At 65.8% G+C, this 26,077-nt stretch carries 25 protein-coding genes; 14 read left to right on the forward strand and 11 right to left on the reverse strand.

The window, feature by feature from the left end:
- Positions 1–103: 103 nt before the first annotated feature.
- The 3 genes from ACOOHC_RS17940 to ACOOHC_RS17950 all read right to left on the reverse strand — a co-directional run bounded on the left by ACOOHC_RS17940 (position 104) and on the right by ACOOHC_RS17950 (position 5,324).
- The gene (locus tag ACOOHC_RS17940) at positions 104–1,375 is read right to left on the reverse strand and encodes an IS256 family transposase (protein ID WP_420451164.1); all 1,272 of its coding nucleotides are present in this window, start codon (positions 1,373–1,375) and stop codon (positions 104–106) included.
- Positions 1,376–1,713: 338 nt separating this feature from the next.
- Positions 1,714–3,486, reverse strand: a complete 1,773-nt coding sequence (locus ACOOHC_RS17945; RefSeq protein ID WP_420451740.1) for an ArdC family protein — start codon at positions 3,484–3,486, stop codon at positions 1,714–1,716.
- Positions 3,486–5,324, reverse strand: a complete 1,839-nt coding sequence (locus tag ACOOHC_RS17950) for a type IV secretory system conjugative DNA transfer family protein (protein WP_420451741.1) — start codon at positions 5,322–5,324, stop codon at positions 3,486–3,488. The genes ACOOHC_RS17945 and ACOOHC_RS17950 overlap by 1 nt, the downstream gene beginning before the upstream one ends.
- 445 nt (positions 5,325–5,769) lie before the next feature.
- On the opposite strand from ACOOHC_RS17950, the gene ACOOHC_RS17955 reads away from it, so the two are divergent.
- A complete protein-coding gene (locus tag ACOOHC_RS17955; RefSeq protein WP_420451742.1) occupies positions 5,770–6,540 on the forward strand; it encodes a hypothetical protein in 771 nt (256 codons plus the stop codon).
- Positions 6,537–7,532, forward strand: coding sequence for a hypothetical protein (locus ACOOHC_RS17960; RefSeq protein WP_420451743.1), 996 nt, complete (start codon positions 6,537–6,539; stop codon positions 7,530–7,532). Before ACOOHC_RS17955 ends, ACOOHC_RS17960 begins: the two co-directional genes overlap by 4 nt.
- A gap of 207 nt (positions 7,533–7,739) precedes the next feature.
- Here ACOOHC_RS17960 and ACOOHC_RS17965 read toward each other — a convergent pair whose 3' ends face one another.
- Positions 7,740–7,922, reverse strand: a complete 183-nt coding sequence (locus ACOOHC_RS17965) for a hypothetical protein (RefSeq protein WP_420451744.1) — start codon at positions 7,920–7,922, stop codon at positions 7,740–7,742.
- 31 nt (positions 7,923–7,953) lie between these two features.
- Here ACOOHC_RS17965 and ACOOHC_RS17970 point away from each other — a divergent pair, with 31 nt between their 5' ends.
- Together ACOOHC_RS17970 and ACOOHC_RS17975 are read left to right on the forward strand one after the other, a co-directional pair.
- A complete protein-coding gene (locus ACOOHC_RS17970; protein WP_420451745.1) occupies positions 7,954–8,307 on the forward strand; it encodes an ArsR/SmtB family transcription factor in 354 nt (117 codons plus the stop codon).
- Positions 8,304–9,035: a methyltransferase domain-containing protein gene (locus ACOOHC_RS17975; protein WP_420451746.1), complete on the forward strand. Its 732-nt coding sequence runs from the start codon at positions 8,304–8,306 to the stop codon at positions 9,033–9,035. The genes ACOOHC_RS17970 and ACOOHC_RS17975 overlap by 4 nt, the downstream gene beginning before the upstream one ends.
- Positions 9,036–9,303: 268 nt before the next feature.
- Here the strand turns inward: ACOOHC_RS17975 and ACOOHC_RS17980 are convergent, their stop codons facing one another.
- Together ACOOHC_RS17980 and ACOOHC_RS17985 are read right to left on the reverse strand one after the other, a co-directional pair.
- On the reverse strand, positions 9,304–10,497 hold the full coding sequence (locus ACOOHC_RS17980) for an ATP-binding protein (RefSeq protein ID WP_420451747.1): 1,194 nt from the start codon (positions 10,495–10,497) through the stop codon (positions 9,304–9,306).
- Between the two features lie 79 nt (positions 10,498–10,576).
- Positions 10,577–11,674, reverse strand: a complete 1,098-nt coding sequence (locus tag ACOOHC_RS17985) for a toprim domain-containing protein (RefSeq protein WP_420451748.1) — start codon at positions 11,672–11,674, stop codon at positions 10,577–10,579.
- Positions 11,675–11,796: 122 nt separating this feature from the next.
- Between ACOOHC_RS17985 and ACOOHC_RS17990 the strand changes: the two genes are divergently transcribed.
- The 7 genes from ACOOHC_RS17990 (at position 11,797) to ACOOHC_RS18020 (ending at position 17,433) form a co-directional block, all read left to right on the forward strand.
- Positions 11,797–12,303, forward strand: coding sequence for a GNAT family N-acetyltransferase (locus ACOOHC_RS17990; protein ID WP_420451749.1), 507 nt, complete (start codon positions 11,797–11,799; stop codon positions 12,301–12,303).
- Positions 12,304–12,533: 230 nt separating this feature from the next.
- A complete protein-coding gene (locus ACOOHC_RS17995) occupies positions 12,534–13,634 on the forward strand; it encodes a tyrosine-type recombinase/integrase (RefSeq protein ID WP_409923380.1) in 1,101 nt (366 codons plus the stop codon).
- Positions 13,635–13,638: 4 nt separating this feature from the next.
- Complete coding sequence (locus ACOOHC_RS18000; RefSeq protein WP_409923381.1) at positions 13,639–13,947, forward strand: helix-turn-helix domain-containing protein; 309 nt, start codon at positions 13,639–13,641, stop codon at positions 13,945–13,947.
- The gene (locus ACOOHC_RS18005) at positions 13,944–15,653 is read left to right on the forward strand and encodes a hypothetical protein (RefSeq protein WP_420451750.1); all 1,710 of its coding nucleotides are present in this window, start codon (positions 13,944–13,946) and stop codon (positions 15,651–15,653) included. Before ACOOHC_RS18000 ends, ACOOHC_RS18005 begins: the two co-directional genes overlap by 4 nt.
- Positions 15,654–15,710: 57 nt before the next feature.
- Positions 15,711–16,163, forward strand: a complete 453-nt coding sequence (locus tag ACOOHC_RS18010) for an ArsR/SmtB family transcription factor (RefSeq protein ID WP_420451751.1) — start codon at positions 15,711–15,713, stop codon at positions 16,161–16,163.
- On the forward strand, positions 16,160–16,948 hold the full coding sequence (locus tag ACOOHC_RS18015) for a cation transporter (protein WP_409923384.1): 789 nt from the start codon (positions 16,160–16,162) through the stop codon (positions 16,946–16,948). Before ACOOHC_RS18010 ends, ACOOHC_RS18015 begins: the two co-directional genes overlap by 4 nt.
- Positions 16,945–17,433, forward strand: coding sequence for a signal peptidase II (locus ACOOHC_RS18020; RefSeq protein ID WP_409923385.1), 489 nt, complete (start codon positions 16,945–16,947; stop codon positions 17,431–17,433). Before ACOOHC_RS18015 ends, ACOOHC_RS18020 begins: the two co-directional genes overlap by 4 nt.
- A 104-nt stretch (positions 17,434–17,537) precedes the next feature.
- Here the strand turns inward: ACOOHC_RS18020 and ACOOHC_RS18025 are convergent, their stop codons facing one another.
- From ACOOHC_RS18025 to ACOOHC_RS18045, 5 genes are read right to left on the reverse strand one after another with little or no spacing between them, the layout of a single operon-like run.
- Positions 17,538–18,929: a hypothetical protein gene (locus ACOOHC_RS18025; RefSeq protein WP_420451752.1), complete on the reverse strand. Its 1,392-nt coding sequence runs from the start codon at positions 18,927–18,929 to the stop codon at positions 17,538–17,540.
- Positions 18,929–20,434, reverse strand: a complete 1,506-nt coding sequence (locus tag ACOOHC_RS18030) for an SCO6880 family protein (protein ID WP_420451753.1) — start codon at positions 20,432–20,434, stop codon at positions 18,929–18,931. The genes ACOOHC_RS18025 and ACOOHC_RS18030 overlap by 1 nt, the downstream gene beginning before the upstream one ends.
- Entirely contained in the window at positions 20,434–21,753 is a 1,320-nt protein-coding gene (locus ACOOHC_RS18035; RefSeq protein WP_420451754.1) for a hypothetical protein, read from the reverse strand. The genes ACOOHC_RS18030 and ACOOHC_RS18035 overlap by 1 nt, the downstream gene beginning before the upstream one ends.
- Complete coding sequence (locus ACOOHC_RS18040; RefSeq protein ID WP_420451755.1) at positions 21,753–22,478, reverse strand: hypothetical protein; 726 nt, start codon at positions 22,476–22,478, stop codon at positions 21,753–21,755. The genes ACOOHC_RS18035 and ACOOHC_RS18040 overlap by 1 nt, the downstream gene beginning before the upstream one ends.
- A gap of 9 nt (positions 22,479–22,487) precedes the next feature.
- Positions 22,488–22,877, reverse strand: a complete 390-nt coding sequence (locus tag ACOOHC_RS18045) for a hypothetical protein (protein WP_420451756.1) — start codon at positions 22,875–22,877, stop codon at positions 22,488–22,490.
- A 126-nt stretch (positions 22,878–23,003) separates the two neighbouring features.
- Between ACOOHC_RS18045 and ACOOHC_RS18050 the strand changes: the two genes are divergently transcribed.
- The 3 genes from ACOOHC_RS18050 (at position 23,004) to ACOOHC_RS18060 (ending at position 26,017) form a co-directional block, all read left to right on the forward strand.
- Entirely contained in the window at positions 23,004–24,035 is a 1,032-nt protein-coding gene (locus ACOOHC_RS18050; protein WP_420451757.1) for a M23 family metallopeptidase, read from the forward strand.
- Positions 24,035–24,343, forward strand: coding sequence for a hypothetical protein (locus tag ACOOHC_RS18055; RefSeq protein WP_420451758.1), 309 nt, complete (start codon positions 24,035–24,037; stop codon positions 24,341–24,343). Before ACOOHC_RS18050 ends, ACOOHC_RS18055 begins: the two co-directional genes overlap by 1 nt.
- Positions 24,344–24,751: 408 nt before the next feature.
- The gene (locus ACOOHC_RS18060) at positions 24,752–26,017 is read left to right on the forward strand and encodes an ISL3 family transposase (RefSeq protein ID WP_420451759.1); all 1,266 of its coding nucleotides are present in this window, start codon (positions 24,752–24,754) and stop codon (positions 26,015–26,017) included.
- Positions 26,018–26,077 lie beyond the last annotated feature (60 nt).

Consider the following 26,077-nt stretch of genomic DNA (forward strand, 5'->3'; position numbering starts at 1 on the left):
GGCCGACCGATCTACAAGCGTCCGTACTCGGTGACCCAGTCGGGACTGTCAGATCGTTGGTGTAACTGACCTGGCTCATGGTTGTTGTTGGGATCTTAGGGCCTTAGAAGAGGCGGCCTTCGAAGGTGATGGCGAAGGCGTTGAGGGCGGGCTTCCAGCGGTTCATCCAGCGTTCCTGGCCGGTGCCTTTCGGGTCGAGCGACCGCACGACCATGTAGAGGCATTTGAGCGCTGCTTGCTCGTTGGGGAAGTGACCGCGTGCCCTCGTTGCTCGCCGGAACCGGGCGTTCAACGACTCGATCGCGTTCGTCGAGTAGATGACCCGGCGGATCTCCGGTGAGTAGTCGAGGAACGGCACGAACTCGGCCCACGCGTTCTTCCAGAGCGACTGGATCGCCGGGTAGCGGTTGCCCCAGATGGTGTGGAACTCGTCCAATCTCGCTGCGGCGTCGGCTTCGTTGACGGCGGTGTAGACGGGTCGCAGATCGCGTGCCATCTTGTCCCAGTCGGCGCGGCTGGCGAGGCGGAAGGTGTTGCGGATCAGGTGCAGCACACAGGTCTGCACGATCGCCAACGGCCAGGTCGCCTCGATCGACTCGGGCAGGCCTTTGAGTCCGTCGCACACGACGATGCAGGCGTCTTCGACGCCGCGGTTCTTGATCTCGGTGAGCACCTGCAACCAGTACTTGGCGCCCTCGCCACCGGTGCCGACCCAGAGGCCGAGGATGTCGCGTTGACCGTCAACGGTGACACCGATCGCCGCGTACACGGGCCGGTTGGCGACTTGACCGTCGCGGATCTTCACGACGATCGCATCGATGAAGATGACCGGATAGACGCGGTCGAGCGGCCGGTTCTGCCACTCGGCCAACTCGCCCAGGACCCGGTCGGTGATCTTCGAGATCGTCTCGCGGGAGATGTTCGTCGAGTACACCTCGGCCAGATGGGCTTCGACCTCACCAGTCGTCAAACCCTTCGCCGTCAAGGAGATGACCATCGAGTCGACCCCGTCGAGCCGGCGCTGGTTCTTGCGCACCGTTTCAGGCTCGAAGCTGCCGTCACGATCGCGTGGCACCTCCAGCTCGATCGGGCCGATCTCGGTGATCACCGTCTTCGAACGTGTCCCGTTGCGACTGTTGCCACCGTTGCGGCCCTCGACGGCGTGTTTCGGATAGCCGAGATGTTCTTCCATCTCGACCTCGAGACCCGTCTCGAGGACCTGCTTCGTGAGATCGCTCAGCAGCCCGCCGGGGCCGACGAGATTCCGCCCGTCCGATCGTGCCTGGTCGACGAGCTGCTCGGCAAGCGACCGATCTGGCCGCTCCTCGCTTGTCTCATCCGACGGTGTCACCACCGCCACATCATGGTCTGTCATCGTTGTCTGTCCTTCCGGCCAAGCGAGTCGCTCAGCGTTTCAGGCCAGACCAGTTACACCGCGGATCTGACAGTCCCACCCAGTCGGCGAGTGCCTTCGAGAGCACGCTGTCCGTTGAGCTTGTCGGCGCCGCCTGGGTCAGCGTCTCGAATGCCGTCGCGAGTCGACTTGTCCCTTGCCGAACCTCGTAGGGCTTCGACTCGTTGAACTCGGCGGAGGCGAGCGCTGTCCAGTCCTCGAGGCTCTCGGTGATCGCGTCGAGGACGGGGTGTCCTCGGTCCAGCAGATGGTGAGGACGTCATCGAGTGCCCGCCGGAGCATCTCCTCGTTCGCGTCGGTCATGGCAGCGCGGGCTCCGGGCTCGTGCCTTCCGGGGCGGTGGATCTTCCGGCCCATTGATCGAGGATGGCTCGGGTGGGGTTGTAGTCAGGGACGGCGGCGAGCGATCGGGTTGCTCGCATCGAGGGGTGTGCGTGCTGCTCCCAGCCGCCCGGCACGTCAGGCCATCCTTCGGTGAGATCATCGAACGCTGCAACTCCGTCGCCTTCGCGCATGGCGATTGCGATCGCCATGGTCCTCTGGGGTGCGGCGTCGATGGTGGCGCACACCTTGATCGTCTGGTCGGGCGAGATGTCGAGGCCGTAGGCGAGCGCCGCGATCCGTGCGGGTTCGTCGTTCTGTCCGACGGCACGGGCGATGAGTCGCAAGTCGTCGATTCGGTCGTCACGCAACTGCCTCGCGACGTCAGCGAATTCGTCGACCGGTGGCATCAGCATCTCGACGTCGGACGGCGAGGCGACGGTATGAAGCGCCGCTCGTACTTCGACCTCGGGGTACAGCGTCGGGCGTTCTGCGTCGTCGGTCGGGGCGAGCAGTGCGTCTCGGATGGTCTCAGTGTCGAAGTGGACACTGTCGAGCACCCGCGCCGTCTGCGTGGCGGTCCGGCCGGACGTTGCGATGATCGCGGCGGCTTCGCCGGCTCGGGTCGTGTCGTAGACGACGCTCGCAAGTCGTGTCTTCTGGTCAGGTTCGAGGTCGACCATCACCGCTTTCAGGAACGACGCATCGTCAACCGCCTCCAGTGTCGTGCTGGGCGGAGGAATCGGCTCGACGAACGGAAGCTCCTGCACCACTTGGTCGGCGTCGACGCTCGTGATCTCAGCGACCGGTGGAGCGTCGGCGGTTGCACGGAGTTCGATGACGTTGGTCTCGGGGACCATGTGGTCGAGCGCGTCGGGGGTGAGTTCGATGCCGAGTTCGGCTTCGAGCGTGGTGACGAGTCGCTTGGTGGTGGTGAGGATCTGTTCGGCTGCGGACTGGACGGTTTCGATGTCGCCGGCGGACCAGTTCGCGATGTACGGGACCGAGTAGGCGTCGGAGTCGAGGCCGACCGTCTGGGCCAGGAGGTAGGCGACGGATTCGGCTTCGACCTCCTTGACAGCTCTCGGAAGCTCGACCCGGGTGTCGTGGCCAAGTTCGACGTGTGCCCATTCGTGCAGGAGCGTCTTGAGACGCTGGGGCGGTTCGAGGTCGCCGGCGACAAGAACGGCTTTGTCGGCCCACGAGGTCATCCCGTTCCACTTCTCGACTGGGGTGCGTGTGTGAAGGTCGACGCTGTATCCGTCGTCTTCGAGTCGGCCGGCAACGGCGGACCAGACGTGTTGCCAGCGGTTCTCGCCGATGAGGAGTTCGGGCAGGACGGCGTCGCCGATGTCGGGAGGCGCAACGAGTTGGCCTTGGTGAAAGACCTTGACCGTGCGAAATCCGCGCAGCCGACTTCGGGTGGTCTCCTCACCGGTGGCGTCGTCGACGTCGACGACCTTCGCGGTGAGCGGGGCGAGGATCTTCAACCCGACCGAGCCCTTCGCGACCTGGCAGGTGCCTCCACCTTGAGCAGGGACGCGCTGCCAGTTGCGGTACCCGGCAACGTAGCCCTCGGCTCCCTGCAGGGCGAGGAGGAGTTGGTTCTGTGGCGAGTAGCGGTGAAACCGTCGAGCGGTGGCGAGGTAGTCGAGCCATTCACGGCTCGTCGTCATCTGTTCGAAGCGATCGGCGAGTTGGGCGTGGAGTTCGTCGACAAGTGCGGCGTGGTCGACACGTGTGCGAGCCATCACGCCACCTCGCCTTCCGCAGCAAGCAGCGACAACTGGCCGTCATCGCCGTGCGCCACGACTGCTGGTGGCCGGGTGGCGGGTCGTCGGCACTCACGTTTCGGAGTCGGCCGCCACGGCCCGCTCCCGACAGCCGGTCCGGGTTCGTCGCGCTCGGGCGGGTCGGGAACCATCGCGGCGAGGCGTTTGATCTTCCACCACGGCCGACCCTGCACGTGCGCGGGCGGCGTGTTGGAGTGGATCATCAGCGCCGAGCCGTACTTCGGCAGCCGAGACAAGAAGTACGGGACGAGTGCCTCGTTGTTCGACTGACCCGACACCGACCGTCGACCGCCGTCGACGTCGTTGGACCACGAACGCCGTTCGACCTGTTCGTCACCGACGATCTTGGACACGTAGCCAAGCGTCGAGTCGTCGGATGAGCCGGGGAAGAACAGCTTGGTCGCGTGGTTCGTCAGGAGCGTGTCTGCGCGCTTGCCGTACGCCTCGTGGATCTGGGCGTACGACTGCCAGATCGTCACCAGCTGGATGCCGATCCCCGCACAGGTGGACGACACCTCTGGGAGCCATTGCAGCGGCATGTTTCCGGCCTCGTCGATCAACATCAGCAGCGGCGCGGGGAGGCGGTCGCCGCGCATCTCCCACTCATACGCCTGCGACTTCAAGTCGGAGAGCAAGCCGGCGAGGACCGGCGACAGGCGCTCGTAGTCATCGAGCGACACGAGCAGATACAACGTGTTGGCCCGGTCGCCTTCGGGGCCGGTGTCCATCAACCAGTCGAGGTCGATCCACTCACCCTCGCCGTCGAGGTCGGTCGCTGCGACGACGTTCGGGTCGAGCCACGGATCGCACACCGTCTGTGCTGTCGCGTAGACGGAACCGACGATCTTCGGGTCCGGCTTGTTCCAGATGGCCGAGAGATGTCGGATCGCGTCCTCGGCCGCGTCAGCCGTGCGGCGATCGTTGAAAGCTTCGGTGAGGATCTCACTTGGCTTGCACCGCTTGGCTTCATTCGACGGGTCCGGCATCTCCATGTCGAACACCCACTTGGCGACCTCGTTCATCGACGGGCGGTCCGACAACGCAGCCGCAGCGAGCAGCCCCGAGAACAACAACTTGCCCTGGGTCGACCAGAAGCCCATGCCACCTTCGACGCCCGCTTGGGGTGTCCACGCCGACAACGCTTCGCCAGCCTTCTTCGCGCCAGCGGCGGTGTGCGCCATCCGTAGCGGTGACCAGCGGCCGACCTCGTCGTCGTCGATCGTGATATGGCTCCGGCCCGTGCCGAGGAACCCGCCGGGGTCGAAGACACGGACGTCGCCGAGTTCGCGGCGCCTGGCGATGGTGGTGTCCATCAGGTCGCGCTTGACGGACAAGACGATGGCGGGACCGGCCCAGTCGAGCAGACCGGGTTCGGCGCATTGGCTGGTCTTTCCGCACCGGGTCGGCCCGCAGATCGCCAACGACGTGATGTCGCCCTGCTGCCCCGAACGCAGCTCACCCGTCACCCGCGCCCACCACTTCGCGACACCGGTCCGGCGGTCCGGTGCCCAACGCCGGTTCTCGGTCGCGATCATCCAGCCGTTCCACGAACCGAACACGAAGCGACCCGGCACCGGCTCGCGGATCAGCAGCGGCCGTAGCTCACGACGGGTCGCGAACCGGGCATGCGCGTCAACACCGAGGCGGCGACGCACCGGAGTCAGACGTCGCCACACCCGCCGCACAGCAACGCCAGCGAGCACGACACCAACAAGCACGAGACCCGTCGACACCCAGTAGACGACAGGACCCGCGATGGATGGCTGGCTCTCGACCGGCCATGCCTCGGCCGGCATCTCAGGCCGTTCGGCGAGGCGCGGAATCGCTCGGAGCGAGTCGCCGAGACCGACACCCACACCCGACGCGCCCCTCCCCGAGGCAAACGACGACAACGTCGCGCCTCCCCAAACGACGAGGCACAGCGAGCCGGCGACGGCGGCGATCGCGATCAGGATGTGCTCGATCGGCGACATCGACGTGGACGGCGTGGCAGCGGTGGCGTTCATGGTCGCCATCTGCGAGCACCCGACTCCCGAGAACACTCCCGAATCCGCAGCCGACCAAGAATTTCTCTCCCGAGTCGCGTTCGGCGGCTCCCGAGAACACTCCCGAATCGCGCGTCACCCCAGCTCAACGGGTACGGGGCCGATTCGCGTTCCCGAATCGAGGTGGGAACGTTCTCGGGAACCGGGAAGCAGATGGTGGACCTCGACCAACCCCACCAAACCGAGAGGTCCTCCCGTGCACACCACCATCACCGCCCATCTCGAGCAACGATTCGGTCGCTGCAACAGCCCTCGCCGACGCAACCAGATCCTCGACCGATGGGCCGCCATCCCGGCGCTCGCCGGCCGGACACCGACCGAGATCATCGACATCTGCGCCCAACCCGGGGTCGAGCAAAACCCCGTCGTCGCCGCACTCGTCAGGCTCCACCAAGACGTCGACGACGACGCAACCACCATCCTCATGACCGCCTTGCGACCGATCCTGCTCGCAAGCGCCGGCACCCGATGCCCGAGCCACGTCGACGACCACACCGTCGACAGCGACTGGGCTGCCCTTGCGCACGTCCTCGCCACCGTCGACCCGACCATCGAACCAACCGACCGCGACGGACAGCCCGTCGCCTTCATCTCCTACCTCGGCTACCGCCTCGGTCTCAGCAGACGCCAACTCGACCCCGCCGCCCGCCGCTGGATCACACGCCGCCAACGCAACATGGTCCTCGGAGCAACCATCCCACCCCGCGACCCGACCACCTACGAGTTCGACCTCCAAGCCGGAACCACCCACGCCAGCGCCGTCGAAGACGGTGCCCTCGCCCGAATCGAACTCGACCGCATCGCCACCGCAGTCAGCAGCGGACAGATCCCACGATCCCGCTGGGACCAACTCGTCGCCCACCGAGTGCACGAACTCACCCGCCCCGACGACACCCCAGGCCGCACCCGCGTCGCCGTCCACCGAACCGCCACACGCCTCGCCTGGCTCGTCGACCACGCCGCATGACCATGGGCACCGACCGTCACATCACAGTGCTCTGGGTTGCGAAGGGCGGCTCAGGCACCACCGTCACCACCGCAGCCGCCGCCATCGCAGAACCCTCGAACGCGCTCATCGTCGATCTTCAAGGCGACATGACCGACGTGCTCGCCACACCATGGGCCAACCCCGGCCTCGACGATTGGCTACTTCACGACCCCGCCGACTCACTCGAAGAACTCCTCATCGAGGTCGACGCCACGACCCACCTTCTTCCGACCCGCAACCCGATCGACCTCGACCAAGTGAAAGCCGAACGCGTCGAACGTCTTGCTCAATGGATGCGAGCGACCGATGCCGTTGTGCTCGTCGATGCCGGCACCGGACCGCCGGCCGATGCGCTCATCGAGATCGCCGATCGGAACCTGCTCGTCACCCGCGCCTGCTACCTCGGGCTCATGAAAGGAGTGCGAGCCGACCGACAGCCAGACGGCATCGTCTTGATCAACGAGCCGTCACGCTCACTCAACTCGTCGTCGGTCGAACAAAGCCTGAACGCACCGATCGTCGCCACCATCGACCACCACCCATCGATCGCACGATCCGTCGACGCCGGACTACTCACCTGGGGACACCACCACCTCAACCGCTCAACCGCAGCAATCACACGACCCGACCCCGAGCCCACGGCACTCGACCGCTGGCGAGAACTCGGCAAAGGCCGACACAGCCCCGACGTCGACTACGGCATGCACTGGCGAGCCACCGGATCCGACGACACCTGGCGAGTCAGCTGGAACCGAGGGTCAAGAGCGCTCTACGCCACCAACCGAGACGAAACCATCGTCGAAGACCTCGGCACCTTCGCCACCGAACACGACGTCGCAGCAGCACTCCCCGAATGGGGACGACACCACACCGACCCCGACGGACTCGACTGGGTTCGACAACAGGTGGGGAAAGCGCCGGCGATCGAGACCCCGACACTCAGCGTGGGCGAAGCATTGCCGCCCCACTGAACGCGTCGCCGGGAACCTCAATCGACTTCGGGGTTGGCTTCGTCGGGCGGACCCGGCTGACCGATCGATACCGAGTGCCGGGTTGCGCTCCCCGGGCCGGAATCCAGTGGGGCGGAGCATCCCCGCAGTGAGCGACACCAAACGGGTGCCGGTGCTGTGGCCCGGGTGCTGGCGCCCGCTGCCGTGGTATTCCGTTCCTACGGATGCTCAGTCCGGCGCGGCGTCGGCGACGGCTCGGATCTCGACGATGGTCCCTTCGGTGATGCGGCCGGTGACCTCAATTGCGGTCCATGCCGGGTACGGCTCGGTGATGAACTCGTCTCGGACACGGCGGAACGTCTCGATGTGGTCGTGCATGTCGACGTGGATCCCTCCACCTGATGTCGACATGGAGTCGATGATCGACTATCGTCGATGATCAATGGACACGACAACCGTGACCCGACGACTCGATCGTGCCCGCGCGTCTGAGTGGGCTGGTTGGTTCCGTGCGATCGGAGATCCCACCAGAGTGCTCATCTTGCACCTGCTGTCCACCGAAGATCGCCCGATGACCGTTGGCGAGATCACCGATGCACTCGACGTCGGCCAATCGACCATCTCGCACCATCTTGCCAAGCTGGCCGACGTCGGCTTCGTGCTCGTCGAGCACGTGGCCAACTCGAGCCTCTGGCATGTCAACACCGCCTGCCTGGCCGCGTTCCCATCGGCGGCCGAGATGGTCATGGGCAAGATCCCGACCGAGTTCACCCAAGCATTGGAGAGCACCGAATGAGCAACGATCAGATCCACGACGATGTCCGCACCTACTACCGCGACGCAGCTCGAAGCCGAGGCACCGACGGAAACAGCGACGAGCGATGGGGCGTCTCCCAGTACGACGACGCCACCCTCGCCACTGGAACCGAAACCGCAGCGAACCTGTCGATGGGCTGTGGCAACCCCTTCGCGATCGCCGATCTCGAACCAGGCGAGACGGTGCTCGACCTCGGATCAGGTGGCGGTCTCGACGTGATCCTCTCCGCCAAGCGGGTCGGCCCATCCGGCAAGGCGTACGGCGTGGACTTCCTCCCCGAGATGCTCGAGCTGGCGCGGGCAAACGCAGCCGATGCCGGCGTCTCCAACGTCGAGTTCCTCGACGGCATGATCGAAGACCTTCCGCTTCCGGACGCGTCGATCGATGTCGTCATCTCGAACTGCGTCATCAACCTCGCCCCCGACAAGACACCGGTATTCGCCGAGATGGCCCGCGTGCTACGCCCCGGAGGACGAGTCGCAGTGTCCGACGTCGTCGCCGACAACGGAATCGCCGCACCTGCCGATGGGACCGCGTGGGCGGACTGCGGTGCAGGCGCTCTTCAACACGACGCCTACCTGGCCATGCTGGACTGCGCCGGATTCGAAGAGGCGACCATCGAATACACCCACGACACAGGCCCCGGCCTCCACGGAGCAATCGTCCGAGCCACGCGACCTCAGAAAGCCACGGACCCGGAGGCCTGATTCTCGGGAGGGTACGACAACGTTGCGATCTCCGCTTGGCACGTGTGCGGCCAACGTCCGACGCAATAGCCGACCGCAGCGATAGCGGCTGCGACACCGAGAACGAGGACCGCCAGACCGATCACCGACCCCGGTTCGTCGGCAGTTTTCTACCCCGCCCGGGCGGCGAGCCACTTCACCGGGACCCCGAGGGCGTGAGTCTAAGCGGTGATGGCCTCGACGCGAGTTCAGAGGTTGTAACCGTCCGACTCCGATCGTCGTCGAACCCTCAGGCGATGTCCGTCGCTCGACGTTCGATGAAGTTCGACATACCGGGGACGGTGAAGGCGATCTGGCCGTGTTCGGGGGCGTAGATGATGCCCTTGTTGATGAGGTTCGCCCGCGCCGGGCCCAGTGATGTCGGCTTCTTGCCGACACGCTGAGCAACCTCGCCGCTCGAGCTCGGGCCGTCGCCGTCGACCGCCATCGCGGCGAGGTACTCGCGCTCGGCGGGAGTGGCACGGTCCCAGCGTGCACGGAAGAATCCCTTGTCGAGTTGAGCGAAGCCGACCTCGACGCCGCGCTCGGCATCGGCTCTCGTGATCGGTGAGGCGGCCGCGTCGTTCCAGGTGCTCTGCCCGAACTGCTGGATGAAGTACGGGTAGCCGACGGACTGAGCGACCACGTGGGCGGCCGCAGCGGGTTCCCAGTCAACGCCCTCGATCTTCGCCGGGTTCGCAAGCGCCGCGTGCGCGGCCGCTTCGGGAAGTCGATCGATCAGTCGGTACTCGAAGAGGCGTTCGGCGTAGGACTCCGCGGTCGCCAACGCACCAGGCAGGTTCGGCAGGCCACACCCGATCACGAACCACGGCACGGAACGCTGCCCGGTCTCGTGACACGCACGGCACACGGCCGAGAGTTCTTCGTCGGTCAGGTCCTGCATCTCATCGATGAACACCGCGACGCCAACGTCGAGTTCGACCGCAGCATCGGCGAGGTCGAGTGCGAGGTCGGTGAGGTCGGCGTACAGCGACCCGCTATCCGCCCGACCTTTTGCTGCGTCGACATCGAATCCCAGCGACACCGCACCGTCGGGGTTGAACGACATCGAGAACGACGTGACCGTCCGCAGGGCCGCCTTCAGCCGATCCTTCGTCTTGCCTCGGCCCTGCTCTCGGCGCAGCGACGTCGCCAGCGACCGCGACAGCCCGTCGGTGAACGAGGTCGGACCACTCCCTCGATCTGCTTCGACCCGGGCGGTGATCCAGCCCCGTTGTTCAGCTCTACCTGCGAGATCTTGCAGGAGCACGGTCTTGCCGACACCGCGCAGTCCGGTGAACACAATGCTGCGGTTCGGGCGTCCGACCTCGGCACGGTCGAGGAGGATCTCGAACAACTCGATGTCGTCGTCGCGACCGGCGAGCTCGGTCGGGCGCAGCCCCGCACCCGGCGAGTACGGGTTCCGGCGCGGGTCCATGAACATCAATCTATCTTCCTCTAGCTTTGTATTGCGAATACCGAATACATTGCAATAGGTCGCTACAGATCCCTTCCGGACCGAGTCATTCCGGAAGATGCAAGCTCAGGCCGAGGTCACCAACCGGTTCCGGTTGTTGTCGTGGCAGCTTCGGGTTCAGCGGTGGGTCGATGAGGTCTGCCCAGTTCGGGTCCTGGTTCGCCCAGTCGGTGAGGTCCATGCCGGTGGGGGGTTCGACGACATCGGGGCGGCCGAGGTTGCGTTGCTCGATGAGATCGGCCAGGCGTTCGGTTCCTTGTCGGCCGGCATCGTCGGCGTCGAAGCAGATGATCACCTTGCGGCCGTCTGCGTTCTGGACGATGGCGTCGCCGACTCGCTCGTCGGGGTACTGCGAGCCGAGCACTCCGACCGCACCGAACCCGCTCTGTGCGGCGATCAGTCCGTCGGCGATCCCTTCGGTGACGACCAGCGCGTCGCGTTCGAGAGCCGCGGGTGGTTCGATCCAGGCGAGTCGTGGGTTAGACGCCCACCGGCGGGCAGGGTTGTCGTACTTGGATCGGCCGTTCAGCGGATCGAGGAAACGGGCCTGAAAATAGACCGGCCGTCGATCCTTGTCGAGTGCCGGGTAGACCACGGCCGGCAAGCCGCCGGGGAGTCCCTTCGGGCGTGGCAGAAACCGGCGCCCGGGGTCGGCCCCGACGAGGTTCGTTCGCAACACATCGTCATCGAGTCCTCGACGGTGGAGCCAGTCGCGCATCGGTTGACCGGCCGGTGTCCACAGCAGGCGATGGGCTCGCTGCACATAGGTCACGACTTCGGGGTCGGGTCGTCCGATCGGCTGCGCAGGTGGCGGAGCGTGGCGTTCGATGACGTCGAGGCGTGCGTAGTTGTCGTTCAGCCAGCGGATTGCGTCAGCGACCGTCATCGATCGGGCGACCATCACTGCGTCGATCGCCGTTCCGCCATGCCCGCCCGACCAGCACCGCCATCGCTGCGTTCCGGTCCGATCGATCGACACCTTGACCGACGGATGCACATCGGGGTGGTCAGGGTCGATGCACCGCCACGCTCGCCGACCGCCACGCTCCGCTCGTCCCGGCGACAGCGCATCGAGCACGTCGGTCAACTCGACGCGTGCGAGCAGTTCGTCCCGGTCGATGCGATGGCCCGAACCGGCCGCCATTAGAGGTCACCGGACGCTGCGCGGCACCGGGCGCACGCCCGCTCCGGTCCGCAACGCTCGTCACTATGGTCGATGACGTGCCTGACGAGGAGACATCTACTCCGGCGATCTCGATCCGTCCGATGACCGTCGATGACGCCTCGATGCGAATCCGCTACTTTCACGACGCCAGCGACGAGTTCCTCGTTCGGCTCGGTGTCGACCGTGCGCTGCTCCCAGATCCCGCCGACTGGTTGGAGTGGTACCGAACCGACTTCGAGCGTCCGATACCTGAACGGCAGAGCTACGGGGTCATGTGGATGGTCGAGGCCGACGTTGTCGGCTGGTCCAACGTCGATCACATCGAGTTCGGTCGTCAGGCGTTCATGCACCTCCACATCGCCGACGAACACAACCGAGCCACCGGGCACGGAAGCCGCTTCGTTGCTCTCGGACTCCGCGAGTTGTTCAACGTCCTGCAACTTGACCGGCTGTACTGCGAACCCAACGCATTGAACGCCGCGCCGAACCGGACCCTCCAACGTGTCGGCTTCACCTACGAGTTCTCCCACGTCGCGACGCCGGGCTCGATCAACTTCAAGCAGGTCACGACGCGCTGGCGGATCGACCGAGCGGCTGCGCTCGGCTGATCCCACCGGTCCTTCCCGACGAGCGACGAAGCCGCTCATGCGACCATCGCCTCGTCGGTTGTAGGAACTTCCCGGAATCGCGAACGGTCCGGAGTTCCAACGTGGGCATGCGGGTCAGTCGCCGTGCCGGTTGACCGACTTCGTCTGAACCTTGACAACTGGTCGGGATTCCTGAAGGCTTGCCGGGTATCGGGGTGATTCGCTCGACCGGCTGAACAGGAGGAGACGCTATGGCGTTGGCTGTGGTCCGCTCCTTGGACGCCCCGAAGGCGCTTGTCGCGCCTGGTGAGGTTGAGGATTTCGAGCAGGAACTGGTCGATCAGTATCTGCTTGCGACGGTGGGTGCAGGTTCGGGTGACTCGACGGTGGTGGAGGACCGAGGTGCGATCTTCGAGTTCATCCGGTTCCTGGGGCGACCGGTGTGGACGGCGCAGCCGGCCGACGCTGATCGGTTCTTGGTCCATCAACGCAAGGAGTTGCATCGGGCCCGGTTGACGGTGCAGCACAAGGCGTGGTCGCTGGCGCGGTTCTACTCGTTCCTCGTTGCCCGCTACTCCGGTGACATCGAACGTTTGACCGGCCACGTGGTGATCCAGATCATCGACGAGTTCAACCGGCCGACCAAAGCCGACTACAGCAACGTGCGGGTACCGCCGTCGATTGAGGAGATCGATGTGTTGTTCGCAGCGTGGCGTGAGTGGTTGCCCGAGGCGCGCAAGTTCTTGCCGGCGACACGGGATTACATGGCGGCGTCGTTGTGGCGCCGGTGCGGTCTGCGGATCCAGGAGACCTACATGCTCGACATCCGTGACTGGCGACGTGATTTGGGCGAGTTCGGCAAGATCCATGTCCGGTTCGGCAAAGGCAGCCGAGGCCGCGGACCCAAGAGTCGACTGGTGCCGGCGATCAACGGCGCGGCGGATCTGATGGATTGGTGGTTGGGCGACATTCGCCACCAGTTCGACGACGCCTATGAGGACCCGAACGCTCCGCTGTTCCCGAGTGAACGGCGAGACAAGCTGACCGGTGCGTGCAGCCGGATCGGTGACCAGGCGCTGCGTGACGGACTCGCCGCAGCGGTTGGTCGTTGGTTGCCGGCGTGGTCCGACGGTCGGTTGACGCCGCACACGCTGCGCCACTTCTGCGCGTCGTCGCTCTACCAGCGCGGCGTCGACCTCAAAGCAATCCAGGAACTGCTCGGCCACGAGTGGTTGTCGACCACGACCCGCTACATCCATGTGCACGGCGATCACATCGAACGCGCCTGGACCGAAGCGAACCAGCGGATTGCCGACCGCCTCGACCCGAACCGGGACAACGAACAGGAGTGAACTGATGCGTTGGAATCTGAGACTGACCGCTGCCGAACAGGGCATCTGGAAATCGACCGAGATGCGACGCCGGCTCGCGGACGCCGGCTTGGAGATCTCGGCCGGGAAGATGTCGTCGTTGTGGGCGGGAACGCCAACCACGATCCGGCTCGAGGACCTCGACGTGATCTGCTCGGTCCTCGATTGCGACCCGGACCAGTTGTTGATCCGCGAGCCGGACAAGGTCGAGGCCCGCAAACCGCGCAAGAAGCGCGCCGCTGGTGCGACGGTCACGCCGAGGTTGGGGAAGAACCGAACGCTGCCGCCGGGGTGAGCTGGCAGAGCTTCTGCGCCACATGCGGCGAGTGGCCCGTCGCGTTCACCACGGTGAAGTTCTGCTTCGGGTGTTGGCCCGGCGGATCCGCCGTTCCGCCACCTTGTCTCGAGTGCGGATCGACGACGGACTACTTCACCAACGGGCTGTGCGGTCGCTGCCACCGGATGGGCCATGTCACGATCGACACCTGTCCGGACTGCTTCGCGTGGGGTGCGTCCAAGCATCGAGCCTGGCGATGCACCGCGTGCAACGGCTGGCGAGAAAAGCGCAAGCTCGGAGTCTGCTCGTGCTGCAGCCGCGAAGTCCCCATCAACATCTACGGCGCCTGCCGGCTCTGCACCAAGCAACGCACCCGGGTCCTGGCGACGAAGCCGCCGTTGCCGCTCCCCGATCTGATCGCCGCGAACCGGAACGGACAACAGCTGTGGTTCGCCGATATGGGCAAAGCTGCCTCGGCGCGACGCCCGAAGTCGCCGCCACCACCGGTTGCGGTCGGGACTCTCGCCCGGTTCCCGGTCACTCACCTGCAATTGCCGCTGTTCCGTTTCGAACGTGACCTCAGCGTCGCCCGCCGGGTCGGTCACCTCGATCCCCGCGACGCGAACCTGGCGTTGCTGTTGGATCAACACGTCGACGAGTTCGGCCGAGCTCACGGCTGGGACCGCCGCAAGATCGTCACCGTTCAACACGGCGTGCACATCCTGCTCGGCCAGCAAGAAACGATCGGCGCACCAATTCGCTGCAGCGACATCGACGCGATCGCCAAACTCAAGGTGTCGACCGTCGCGCTGAGCGACGCCCTCGACGCCGCTGGCATGCTCGACGACGACCGACCACCATCGATCGTTGGCTGGTTCGCCACCAAGACCAACGGCCTGCCCGAAACCATCGCCGCCGAACTCGGCGTGTGGTTCGACGTCATGCGCCACGGCAGCACCACCCCGCCTCGCAGCAAGCCGCGCAGCGATCTCACCATTGGTCAACAGCTCCGATCGGCGATGCCCGCCGTCGAAACCTGGGCCACCAGGCACACCTCGCTGCGCGAGGTCACCCGCGACGACATCTACACAGCGCTGCCGGCGAGCGGATGGCAGCGCACCCACATGCTCCAAGGACTCCGCTCGATCTTCCGGACCCTCAAGGGCCGCAAGGTCGTGTTCACCAACCCCACCACCCACATCCGCCAACCCCACACCAACCACCCGATCCCCGCCCCCGTTGGTCTCGCCACCATCCGCAACCTGCTCGACTCGCCGAACACCGCCCGGGCACTCACCGCAGCGCTGCTCTGCTACCACGCCATCCGCGTCAAGGACCTGCGCCACATCGGACTCACCGACATCTACGACCGGCGCCTCCACCTCGGCGACCAGACCATCGTGCTGGCCGACGCCGTCCTCGAACGCCTCGACACCTACCTCTTCCACCGGCACTACACCTGGCCGAACACCGCCAACGAGCACCTGTTCATCAACATCCGCAGCGCCCACCACACACGCCCGGTCGACAGCTCCTGGCACACCCGGTTGCTCGGCACACCCGCCCAACAGATCCGCCAAGACCGCATCCTCGACGAAGCGTTCGCGACCGGCGGCGACCTCCGACAGATCAGCGACCTGTTCGGCCTCTCCGTCGCCCAAGCCAACATCTACGCCAACCACGCACACCACGCCGCTCTCAGCGACCAAGCCGGGCACGACTGACCCACGACGCATCGGCCCGGACCAATACATCGGCGCAGGCCGATACAATCCGCCGGCATGAGCGCCACGATTCAACACGCTGCACCCATCGCGACCGCAGCGAAACTGTTCTGCGGGTTCGGCGACCCGACACGCCTCGCGATCATCACCACACTCGCCGACGGTGAACAACGCGTGAGCGACATCGTGACTGCGCTGAACGGCTCCCAGGGCAACATCTCCGGTCACCTCAAGTGCCTCAGAGAATGCGGACTCGTGACCGATCGGCGCGTCGGCCGCGAGGTCCACTACCGCATTGCCCACGACGAAGTCATCGACGTGGTCCGCTCGGCCGAACGACTCCTCGCAGTCACCGGCGAATCGATCTCTGTCCGAACTACACCACCAACCCCAACGCGTGAGCAGCCGATGACCGTCAGCCGTTTCCACGTCGCCGGCATGGACTGCGCCGCCGAAGAACAATCTCTGTCCGAACTACACCACCAACCCCAACGCGTGAGCAGCCGATGACCGTCAGCCGTTTCCACGTCGCCGGCATGGACTGCGCCGCCGAAGAACAACTCGTGCGCATGGCACTGTCCGACATCGACCAGATCAACCGCATCGAAGTCGACCTCGACCAACGTGACGTGCTGATCGACCACACGACCGACACCGACACCATCGACACCGCACTCCAAACCCTCAACCTTGGCGCCGAGTTCGTCGACGACACCAGCGAGATCGGGCCCGCCCCCGACACCCGACGCGAACGCAACGCGCTGATCGTTGCGTTCGTGATCAACGCCGGCTTCTTCGTCGGCGAACTCACCGTCGGCTTGATCAGCCGCTCCATGGGACTCATCGCCGACGCACTCGACATGGGCGCCGACGCCAGCGTGTACGCGCTCAGCCTCGCCGCCGTCGGGACCGCTGCCGCACGCAAGAAACAACTCGCACGCACGAGCGGATACCTCCAGATCGGCCTCGCCGCGCTCGGTCTCGCCGAGGTCCTACGACGATTCTTCGCCGACAACGAACTCCCGGACCCGACCTCGATGATCGTGATGTCCGTGCTCGCGCTCGCCGGCAACATCATCACACTGCTCGTGCTGCATCGCGTCCGGTCCGGCGAAGCACACCTACAAGCCAGCTGGATCTTCACTGCCAACGACATCAAGGTCAACGGACTCGTCATCGCTGCAGCGATCGGCGTCACACTCACCGACTCCGGCATCCCCGACCTCATCGCCGGCGCCGTGATCTTCGCCGTCGTCGCCAACGGCGCCCGACGCATCCTCAAGATCAGCCGATGAACCCGACCCGACGTCGCACCATGCTCGCCTGGATCGCCGCGCTCATCACGATCGATCTCGCCACCAAGATCTGGGCCACCGCCACACTCGACGACGCACCCACCACGCTTCCCGGACCCATCGACCTGCAACTCAGCTACAACAGCGGCACCGCATTCGGGCTGTTCACCAACATCCCACCCCTGCTGATCACCGCCGCAACCCTCACGATCGCGCTCGCAATCCTCCGAGCCGCATGGAACAACCGGACACCCACCGGGCCCGCCACGCTCATCATCGCCGGAGCGCTCGCGAACACCATCGATCGGCTCGAAGCCGGCTCCGTGGTCGACATGCTGCACACCGGCTGGTGGCCCACCTTCAACATCGCCGACATCTACATCACCACCGGCATCGCTTGGTGGGCAATCACCGCCACGACCGCCGACCATTCGATCTCGCCGACCATCGAAGCAACCAGCGCCACACAGCAACCCCAGACCTGACACGGCACACTCATCCGCTACGGTGACCCCCAGTTCACCAACCCCGGACCAGTCAGCCAGACCAGACCGACAAGCACCCCGGAGTTCGGCCCCTACGACCCCGGTCATGGCTTCATCCCCTGGTCTGTGTTGCAGATGTCAAACTCGTGGGCGGCAATGACGTGTTGCACGACGGCGGCTCGGCCAGCCACGGTCCACACCGAGCGGCCGCGGGTCAGTCGCGGGAGGAGATCGACCATGCGTTCGTTCATCCGGAGCAGCTCGCCGGTGGCGGCGAGTTGGTCGGTTGCTTGGCGGAACACGACGCGGGTCTGGACGTCGGCGAGAAGACCTCCGGCGACCTTGGAGGCCGAGGTGCCCGAGTCGGCTTGGGCTTGGAGGTCGGAGAGGCGGTGGGTGACGAGGATGTTCCAGATCCCCCACAGGCGACACAGCTTCAGGCGACCCTGGAGTGTCTTGGCGGCTCGTTCGGACGCCATCGTCGCCCAGACCTCGTCGTCGACGAGGATGCCCCGCCGCCCTTGTTCGGGGAGTGCGGCCATCTGACCGGCGAGGGTCGAGGCGGTGGCCATCTGGACCAGTGGCAGCGCGTCGGGGTTGGAGAACACCGACGACAGGTCGATGACGACGCCCTGGCCCGACATCTCCTCGATCGACACCGTGGACGCACCGTCGAACATCCCTCGCAACGTCGTGCGGAGCAACTTGGACAGTGCGAGCCGGATGGCCGTGACAGCGGCTGAGATGTCGCGTTCCTCGAGCAGCTTGAGTTCGTCCATGTCGCGCACCTCGGCAGGGAGGTCGCCGAGGACGGCGGCAAGGTCGAGAAGCGTCGGTGTCGATGCGCCGGCACGGTGGCGTGCGTCGAGAACTTCGATGGAGGTGTTGAGGATGGTCTCCTCGACGGGATCGAGATCTCGTCGCATGACGGTCGAGAGCATCCCGGTCATCAGTTCTTGGCGGTTCTGCAGCGCCCGGACCGGGTCGCCGGGACCGGGTTCGAGCAGGTTCAGGCGATCGGTACCACCGGGGTGCAGCTTGATGACAGGCATACCGAGCGCTCGAGCAAGCGGTCCGTACTCACCTTTGGGATCGGAGATCGAGATGAACCGTCGATGCCCGTAGAACGCCGCTTGCCGGTAGAGCATCGTCTTGACCGCGGACGACTTGCCGTTGCCTGGCTCGCCGAGGACGAGCATGTTCGAGTTGGTGAGAACGGTGCCGCCGCCGAGGTCGCGTCCGTACAGTTCGAAGGGGTCGTAGGACCATGCCGAGTAGCCGTTGGTGACATTGACCCCGACGTACGGCGATTGTGCGTCGTGCAGTGCTCGGCCGCCGTGGAACGGGTAGATCGACGCGACGTGCGCGGTGGTGCCGCGGTGTCGAGGGAGTCGGAGTCCACCGCCCGAACCGGAGATCGGTGGAACGCCGGAGACCGCAGGGACGAGTTCGTGCTCGTCGCTGTGTTGGCTGCAACGTCGCCGTAGCGGGAGCATCAGCGGTCTCCGATCCGGCGGGCGAGGGTCCTACCGAGCGGCAGTGACGCGACCCATCCGTCGGCCTGACGTCCCCACAGTGGTTGGAGTTCGACGCCGACGTTCGCTGCGGCCTGTTCGAGGTCGGCCGCTTGGATGTCGAGTTGTTCGACGGTCGGGGCAGTGAGTGTGAGGAGGCCGGTGTAGAGACATTCGACGTAGCCGCTGGCGAGTTCGATCTCGCGGGACTCGACTTCGGCAACGGCCTTCTCGTCGGCCCGTCGGATGATGAAGCCTTTGCGGCGACGGGTCTCGATGTTGGCTTCGCGTTGGGTTCGTTCGCGGTCGACGTCGTTGTCGGATCGAGACGGCGCCACCGGTTCGAACACCGTGGTCAGCGATCGGGTGCAGCCGGACTCGAACATCAGTGTGTCGAGCCACGACGCGGCGACTTCTCGTCGTGGCCAGCGGGCGAACCACCACGACCGGTGCTGTGCGGAGTCGACGGTCACCGAGGCGAGTTGGTCGTCGACGAACATCGGTCCGAACGTCGGCGCTGATGCTCCGGTCGCCGATGCCAGCGAGTTGCGCAGCGTGGCGAGTTGTTCGAGGATCGACGGATCGGACCGGACCCGGGTTGCGGTCACCAGGTCGTGGGCCGACAGCACCGCCTCGACGCGCAGTCCGGCCGCGTTGAGGCGACCGGCGAACAGGCGGGCTTGTTCGCCGGTCAGGCGGAGCCCGGCCGAGAGGTTCGACTCGCCCTTGGTCTTGGCGACGCTGTCGAGTGCGACGGTGACCTCGATGAGGACCTCGTGGTCGACGACCGACGCCGAGGTGTCGCGGAGGAGTTGGAGGTAGCCGGAGCGTGCGGGGTGTTCGGCTTCGTCGGCCCATTGGTCTTCGAGTTGGGCGACGGTGTTGCGGATCGGTACCGGCGATGTCCAGTCGTGGAACGTCACCCGAGTCACGGGTGAGTGTTCGCGTGCGAAGCCTGCGATCGCTGCTCCCCATTCGTCGATCCGCATGTCTTGTGAGGCGGGGTCGACGAGACCGAACTGCCCGTCGCCGCACACCTTCAACACGGCGGTGAGGGTCCCGGCTTGGCGGTCACGCACGACGCCGATCGCGATGTCGCTTCCCGGTGTGAGCCAGGCGACGTCGATCTCGAACAGATCCAGACCTGCGAGTGCGGGTGGCAGTGCGGCGGGTTGCTCGCCGTCGGTGACGAGAGCGACGGGCCGATACCAGAGGTTCCGGGAGCGGAGTCGACGCCACCACCACGTCGCGAGCGCCGGCAGGATCTCGTGCGCCGGCCGCTCGCGAACTTTGCCGAACCACAGCCAGCCACACAACGCAACAACGACGAGCGAGATCGGGACCGGGACGTATCCGGCGATCGCCAGCCATCCCGCCAGCAGCGCCGTCCCACCGACGAACGCGAGCGATGGTGGGATCGTCCCGAACATCCCGGATCGGCGGCGCTCACCGAACCGGTAGCCACGCAACTTCGACGAATCGGACATCACCGACTCCCTCCGGGATCGCGACCACTCGTGCTCGGTGGCGAAGTGGTGGCGGCGTCAGCCGTCGAGGTTGCTGCGTGCTTGGTCGCCGCGGCCGTGGACTTCGCTGCGCTGGCTGCGAGCACGGCCGGCGCAAGCGGTCCTGCTGCTGGTGCAGCTGCAGCCGACCCGGCAGCACCGCCACCTCCGGCCGTCGCAACTCCGGCTCCGGCACGGGCGAACCCTGCCCCTGCACCTCCTCCCCCGGCTGGACCCGCCCCACCACCGACAGGCCCAGCCGAACCCGCACCAACCGTCGAGCCGCCCGCCGTCCGGCCACCACCGCTGCCCGACAGGCGCTTCATCGTCGACTGGCCGTAGTACTGCAACTGCATTGCCTGCGTGCCGCCGCGCATCGGTGCCGACGCGATCCCTTGCGCCACCACGGCGGCAGCGACGATCGGCATCAGCTTCCACACCAGGAACGGCATGAACGCCGCCAACCCGAACGTGATTACCCCCGTGATCAACGTGCCCAACTCCCGCGCCAGGTTGTCACCTACCGCATCACCGGGTTCGCCGGTCGCTCCGACGCCGCCGAGGGCCGAGATCCCGACTGACAACGCGAGGATCATCACCGGCTTTGCGATGATCAACGCGACGAGGAGTTCGAGGACCTTCTTCGAGGTGTCACGCAGCGGCGGGAAGATCATCGCCGGCAGCCCGAACGACACGGCGTAGATCACGACCAGGTAGATCAGCGACTCGCGTACGAAAAGCGTCACCCACATGAACAACATCGCCGCCATCAACACCAGAGCGACGAAGATGCCGAGGAAGTGCAGGTTCGGCATCTGGGTCATCAACGTCACGCCGAGGTTGTCCATCGCAGTAATCGCGTCATCGCGGGTCTGATCCCAGATGATGTCCGACAACCCGTCCGCGATATCGATCGCCGCAGCAGACACGGCCACCAGTGACACCATCGAGAAGATCGCGATAGGCAGGTCGTGGCCGACGGAGCGGAAGATCGCTCCCGGCGACCCGGCTGCCACTCCCCGGATCAGGGCGAAGACCACGAGCAGGGCGACCATGCTCAGCCCGATCCCGAATGCGATTCGGAACGGTGACGACTCCGACGAGTAGAACCACTCCGACTGCAAGCTCGGTGACGAGGCGGTGTCCATGAAGTTCCACATCGCCGTGAGCAGCGCGAGGACGCCCTTGACGATCCAATCGGTGATGCCACCGACCACGGTGTCCCACGCCCAACCCGCTGCTGCGGTGAACGGCGTGGTGATGAAGCCGAGGATGTCGCCGATAGTCGGGATGCCCAGCATCACTCGCCTCCCGCCGTGGTGTCGGCGAATACGGCCGGCTCCCAGCCGTCGACCTCGACGAACTCCGACGGCGCGGACGGCAACGCCGTGTCGGTCGGTGCCGGTGTCGGTCCTTCGGTAATCGCGACGTCGTCGATGCGCCAGTCGTCGCGTTCCCACACCAGCGAGACATGATGGGTTCGCCACAGCACCTCGATCGGACCGTCGACCGGGTCGCCGGTGACGAGCATCGCCCACACCGACACCTGTGCCGCCGACTCCGTGCTCTGCGTCGTGACGACCTGGAGTGGCGACTCCATCCACACCCGCTCGGCGAAGTCCGGGCCGAGCTCGTCGAACAAAGCGAAGTAGTCGCTGACGACCTCGTCGGAGCCCGACGCTGCGCGCTCGGCCGACAGCAATTGCGACATCATGTCGTCGAGACGCAGCGGACCCATCCGCACCACCGTCGGGAACGACGCCACCCAGTTCACCGCCGCAGTCGCCGCACCCCGCTCCGACCGGGGATAGCCGACCGGCACACCCGCCAGATCACTCGCAGCGACGACCGCGATCGGCTCGCTCTGCTGTTCGAGTGTGCTCGATTCGTCTCCGGGCGTGCTCGAGGCGGGCGGGGGCTGAGTCGGAGCGGTCGAGTCGCTGTCGTCGAGAACGAACGAGCGGACGACCCACACACCGACCATCGCCACCAGCAAGGCGACGCCGACGAACTTGATGCGCGACACGACCGAACCTCAACCGGCCTGGCCGGCGTCGAACAGGACACTGACGATCGTCGGTGCGAGACCGATGATCATCGCCCCGATCGCTCCCGCGGCCACGTACATCTTTCCCTCGACACCGCGCCCCGAGTTGCCGTTCATGCCCCGCCAGGTCGCAGCGCCGTACAGGATCGCCAGGCCGCACACCCCGAGCGCGATCCAGAACCCCCAACTCAGGATCTGTGTGAACAGACCGGCGCCCGGCAGCCCCTCCGACGACGGTGACACGTCATCGAGCGGCGACGCCGAAGCCGGGTCGGGTGATGCGAACAGCACGGCAGCGGTCAGCGGCGTAAACACGGCCACAGCGGTCTGGATCGCGCTGCGGATCCGCTTCGGCGGTTTCGGGTGGACGTCGGTCATCTCTGCCTCCAGATGGTGTCCCGACCCGTGGAGTCGGATCGGCTACCTGACCGAAGGCCTCACGAACCCGCCTCGCGTTACACAACTCGTGTAACGATTCGCCGCTCGTGACGCCTTCGTAGAGATGTGAAAGCGATCTTCGGCGTCCTCGGCGCGACCACCATGTTTCTGCTGGCCATCCCGATGGTGTTCGCCAACGGCGGACCCGCCACCACGCCCTACGCGTGCGGGCGGCTCGGCGTCATCCTCGACACGATCCGAACCCTCGAATCCGGCGGCGACTACACGATCCGAAACGCCAACGCATCAGCCGCCGGCGCCTACCAATACATCACGGCGACCTGGCGCCATTGGGCCGAGCAAGCCGACGTCTCCACCGACACCTACCCGACCGCCGACACCGCCCCGCCACACGTCCAAGACCAAGTCGCCGGCGTCAACGTCACCTCGATCCTCGCCGACAACGACAACCAGATCGAGACCGTCCCCGTCATCTGGTACTACCCCGCCGCCCTCGGCAACGACACGATCATGGACCAAGTCCCCGTGCCCTCGGCCGGCAACACGCTCACGGTGCGCGAGTACCAGACGAAGTGGCTCGACATCTACAACGAGAAGCTCGCCGCCACCGACGACGACGCGACCGTCACCTGCGCGTCCACCGACGTCACCGGCGAATGGGCCCTCCCCGTGCCGCGGGAGGTGATCGACATCTCCGATCTCGACGATCCGCACCACACCTACCCGGCATGGGACGTCGAGATCCCCACCGGCACACCGATCTACGCGATCACCGGTGGCACCGTCACAAACGTCGGTACCTGGACCGGCAACTGGTGGCGCGCCGGCTGCGGCGGCAACAACGCACCCGCCGCCTGCACGTCATGCGGAGTCGGCATCACGATCCAACACCCCGACGGCCTCCGCCACACCTACTGCCACAACGTCCACGCCCACGTCGCCGAAGGCGACACCATCGCCCCCGGCCAACACATCGGCGACTCCGGCGACACAGGCCGCTCCGGCACACCCCACCTCCACCTCGAACTCCGCATCAACGGCATTCGCCACTGCCCCCAACCCCTCCTCGCCGCCCTCTACAACGGCACCGCCATCCCTAAGCCCCGCGAACTCCCCGCTACTGGATGCAGCTTCTGATGGAAGTGGCACGAGCGCCGTACGACGCGTCCACGCTGCGTGCCGCGGTCCACGCACTGCACAGCGCGATTGGTGACGCCGACGCGACCGGCGAAGCCGTCACAAGCGCGCACCTCGCCATCATCGAGTTCGGGCACAGCGCTCCCGCAGTCGTTGCACAGTGGATCAGCGACTACCTCGAATCGCTCTCGCATGCCTCAAGCTGCGAAGACGTCGTAGGTGCCGTGAACCGCCTCGCCGAACACTTCAAGCTCCCTTCCCGTCGAAGGGCCACGGGACTCTGGGAGCAAGGCCGATTGTTCGAGTAGAGCGGGCGACTGTTTCGTAGCCGCAACCGGTCGCGTCGGAATCGAACTGACGAAGAATGCTCTCCAACGCGAGAGCGGTTGCGCCGAGAGTCCACCTTGGTGCAATGGATCGCACCAACGGCTGGTGACGGCCACTACTGTGCGGGGGCGATGGGGAGGTTCATCTCGATACACTCGCGGGCTCGTGTCGCTCCGCCGTCCGGCCGATATCAGATCGAAGAACGATGAAAACCGCCCGCGCTGACCACGAGACACTCGACCCACTCCTTCATATCGGGCGCTTCGGATCTGAGTGTGGGTTGAGGTAGCTGGGAGGGTCCGCGGGCTGGGGCAGGGGCTCCACGAATCTGGGTGTGTCTTACGCATCCGGAATCCGAGGAGCCCCTGTTGATCACCGACCCTACGCGCATGTGCGAACTGCTCGTCGGCCTGCCCGACGTCAACGTGAACGGAGTGGGCGACTGGCCGCACTGGCTGCGGATCGCGATCACCTCGCGAGCCGAACGTCGGAGGTGTCCGGGCTGTGGTGGCAAGGTGTGGCTGCATGGCCGGGCCGAGGTCGAACTGGTCGATCTTCCATGCTTCGGCCGGCCGACCCGCCTGGTGTGGTCGAAGCAGCGGTGTCGTTGCCCGAACCCCACATGCGGTGTCATCACTTTCGTCGAGCACGATGAGCGCATCGCCGCCGTGCGGGCTGCGATCACCGATCGCGCCGGGCGGTGGGCGACGTTTCAGGTCGGCAATCACGGCCGTGCTGTGTCGGAGGTCGCGAAGGATCTCGGCTGCGACTGGCACACGGTGATGGACGCTGTCGTGCACCATGGTCGGGCGTTGATCGACGACCCGAAGCGGATCGGCATCACGACTGCTGTCGGGTTGGATGAGGTGCTGTTCTGTCGTGTCGGCAAGTTCCGACATCGAGCCTGGTCGACCCAGGTCGTCGACGTCGCCCGAGGCCAACTTCTTGATGTCGTTCCTGGTCGCGACGCTGCCGCGGGGTGCGCGTGGTTCGCTGCTCGGCCCGTCGAGTGGTGCGAGGCGATCGAGTGGGCGACGCTCGATCTGTCCGGGCCGTATCGGGCCGTGTTCGACACGATGATCCCGCACGCCGTCCAGATCGCCGACCCCTTCCACGTCGTCAAGTTGGCCAACCACGTGCTTGACGAGTGTCGCCGCCGGGTGCAGAACGAGACGCTCGGCCATCGGGGCCGCAAGGACGACCCGCTCTATCGGATCCGCAAGCTGATGACCATCGCCCATGAACGCCTCGACGGCGACGCCGACGCGAAACTGCGCGGCCTGCTCGAAGCCGGCGACCCGCGAGGCGAGGTCCGCATGGCCTGGCATTCGAAGGAGGTCGTCCGGTCGATCTACGAGATCACCGACGCCGACCTCGCTGCGGAGTTCGTGACGCAGCTCGGCATCGATCTCCAAGACGACTCGTGTCCGCCCGAGGTGCAGCGCTTCGGGCGCACGATCACCCGCTGGCGGCACCAGATCGCTGCATGGCATCGAGCACGGTTCACGAACGGCCCGACCGAGGCCATCAACAACCTTGTCAAGAGGATCAAGCGCGTAGCGTTCGGGATCAGCAACTGGACGAACTACCGCACCCGAGCACTGCTCTACGCCGGGCACCCCAACTGGTCGCTTCTCCACCCGACCCCACGCTGAAATCCGAAGAGCCTCATATCGAAGACGCTGCGCTTCGCCGCGCGCTCGTTGCGATGTTCG

Source organism: Ilumatobacter sp., from assembly GCF_965215205.1.
In the GTDB taxonomy this organism is placed as follows: Bacteria; Actinomycetota; Acidimicrobiia; order Acidimicrobiales; family Ilumatobacteraceae; genus Ilumatobacter_A.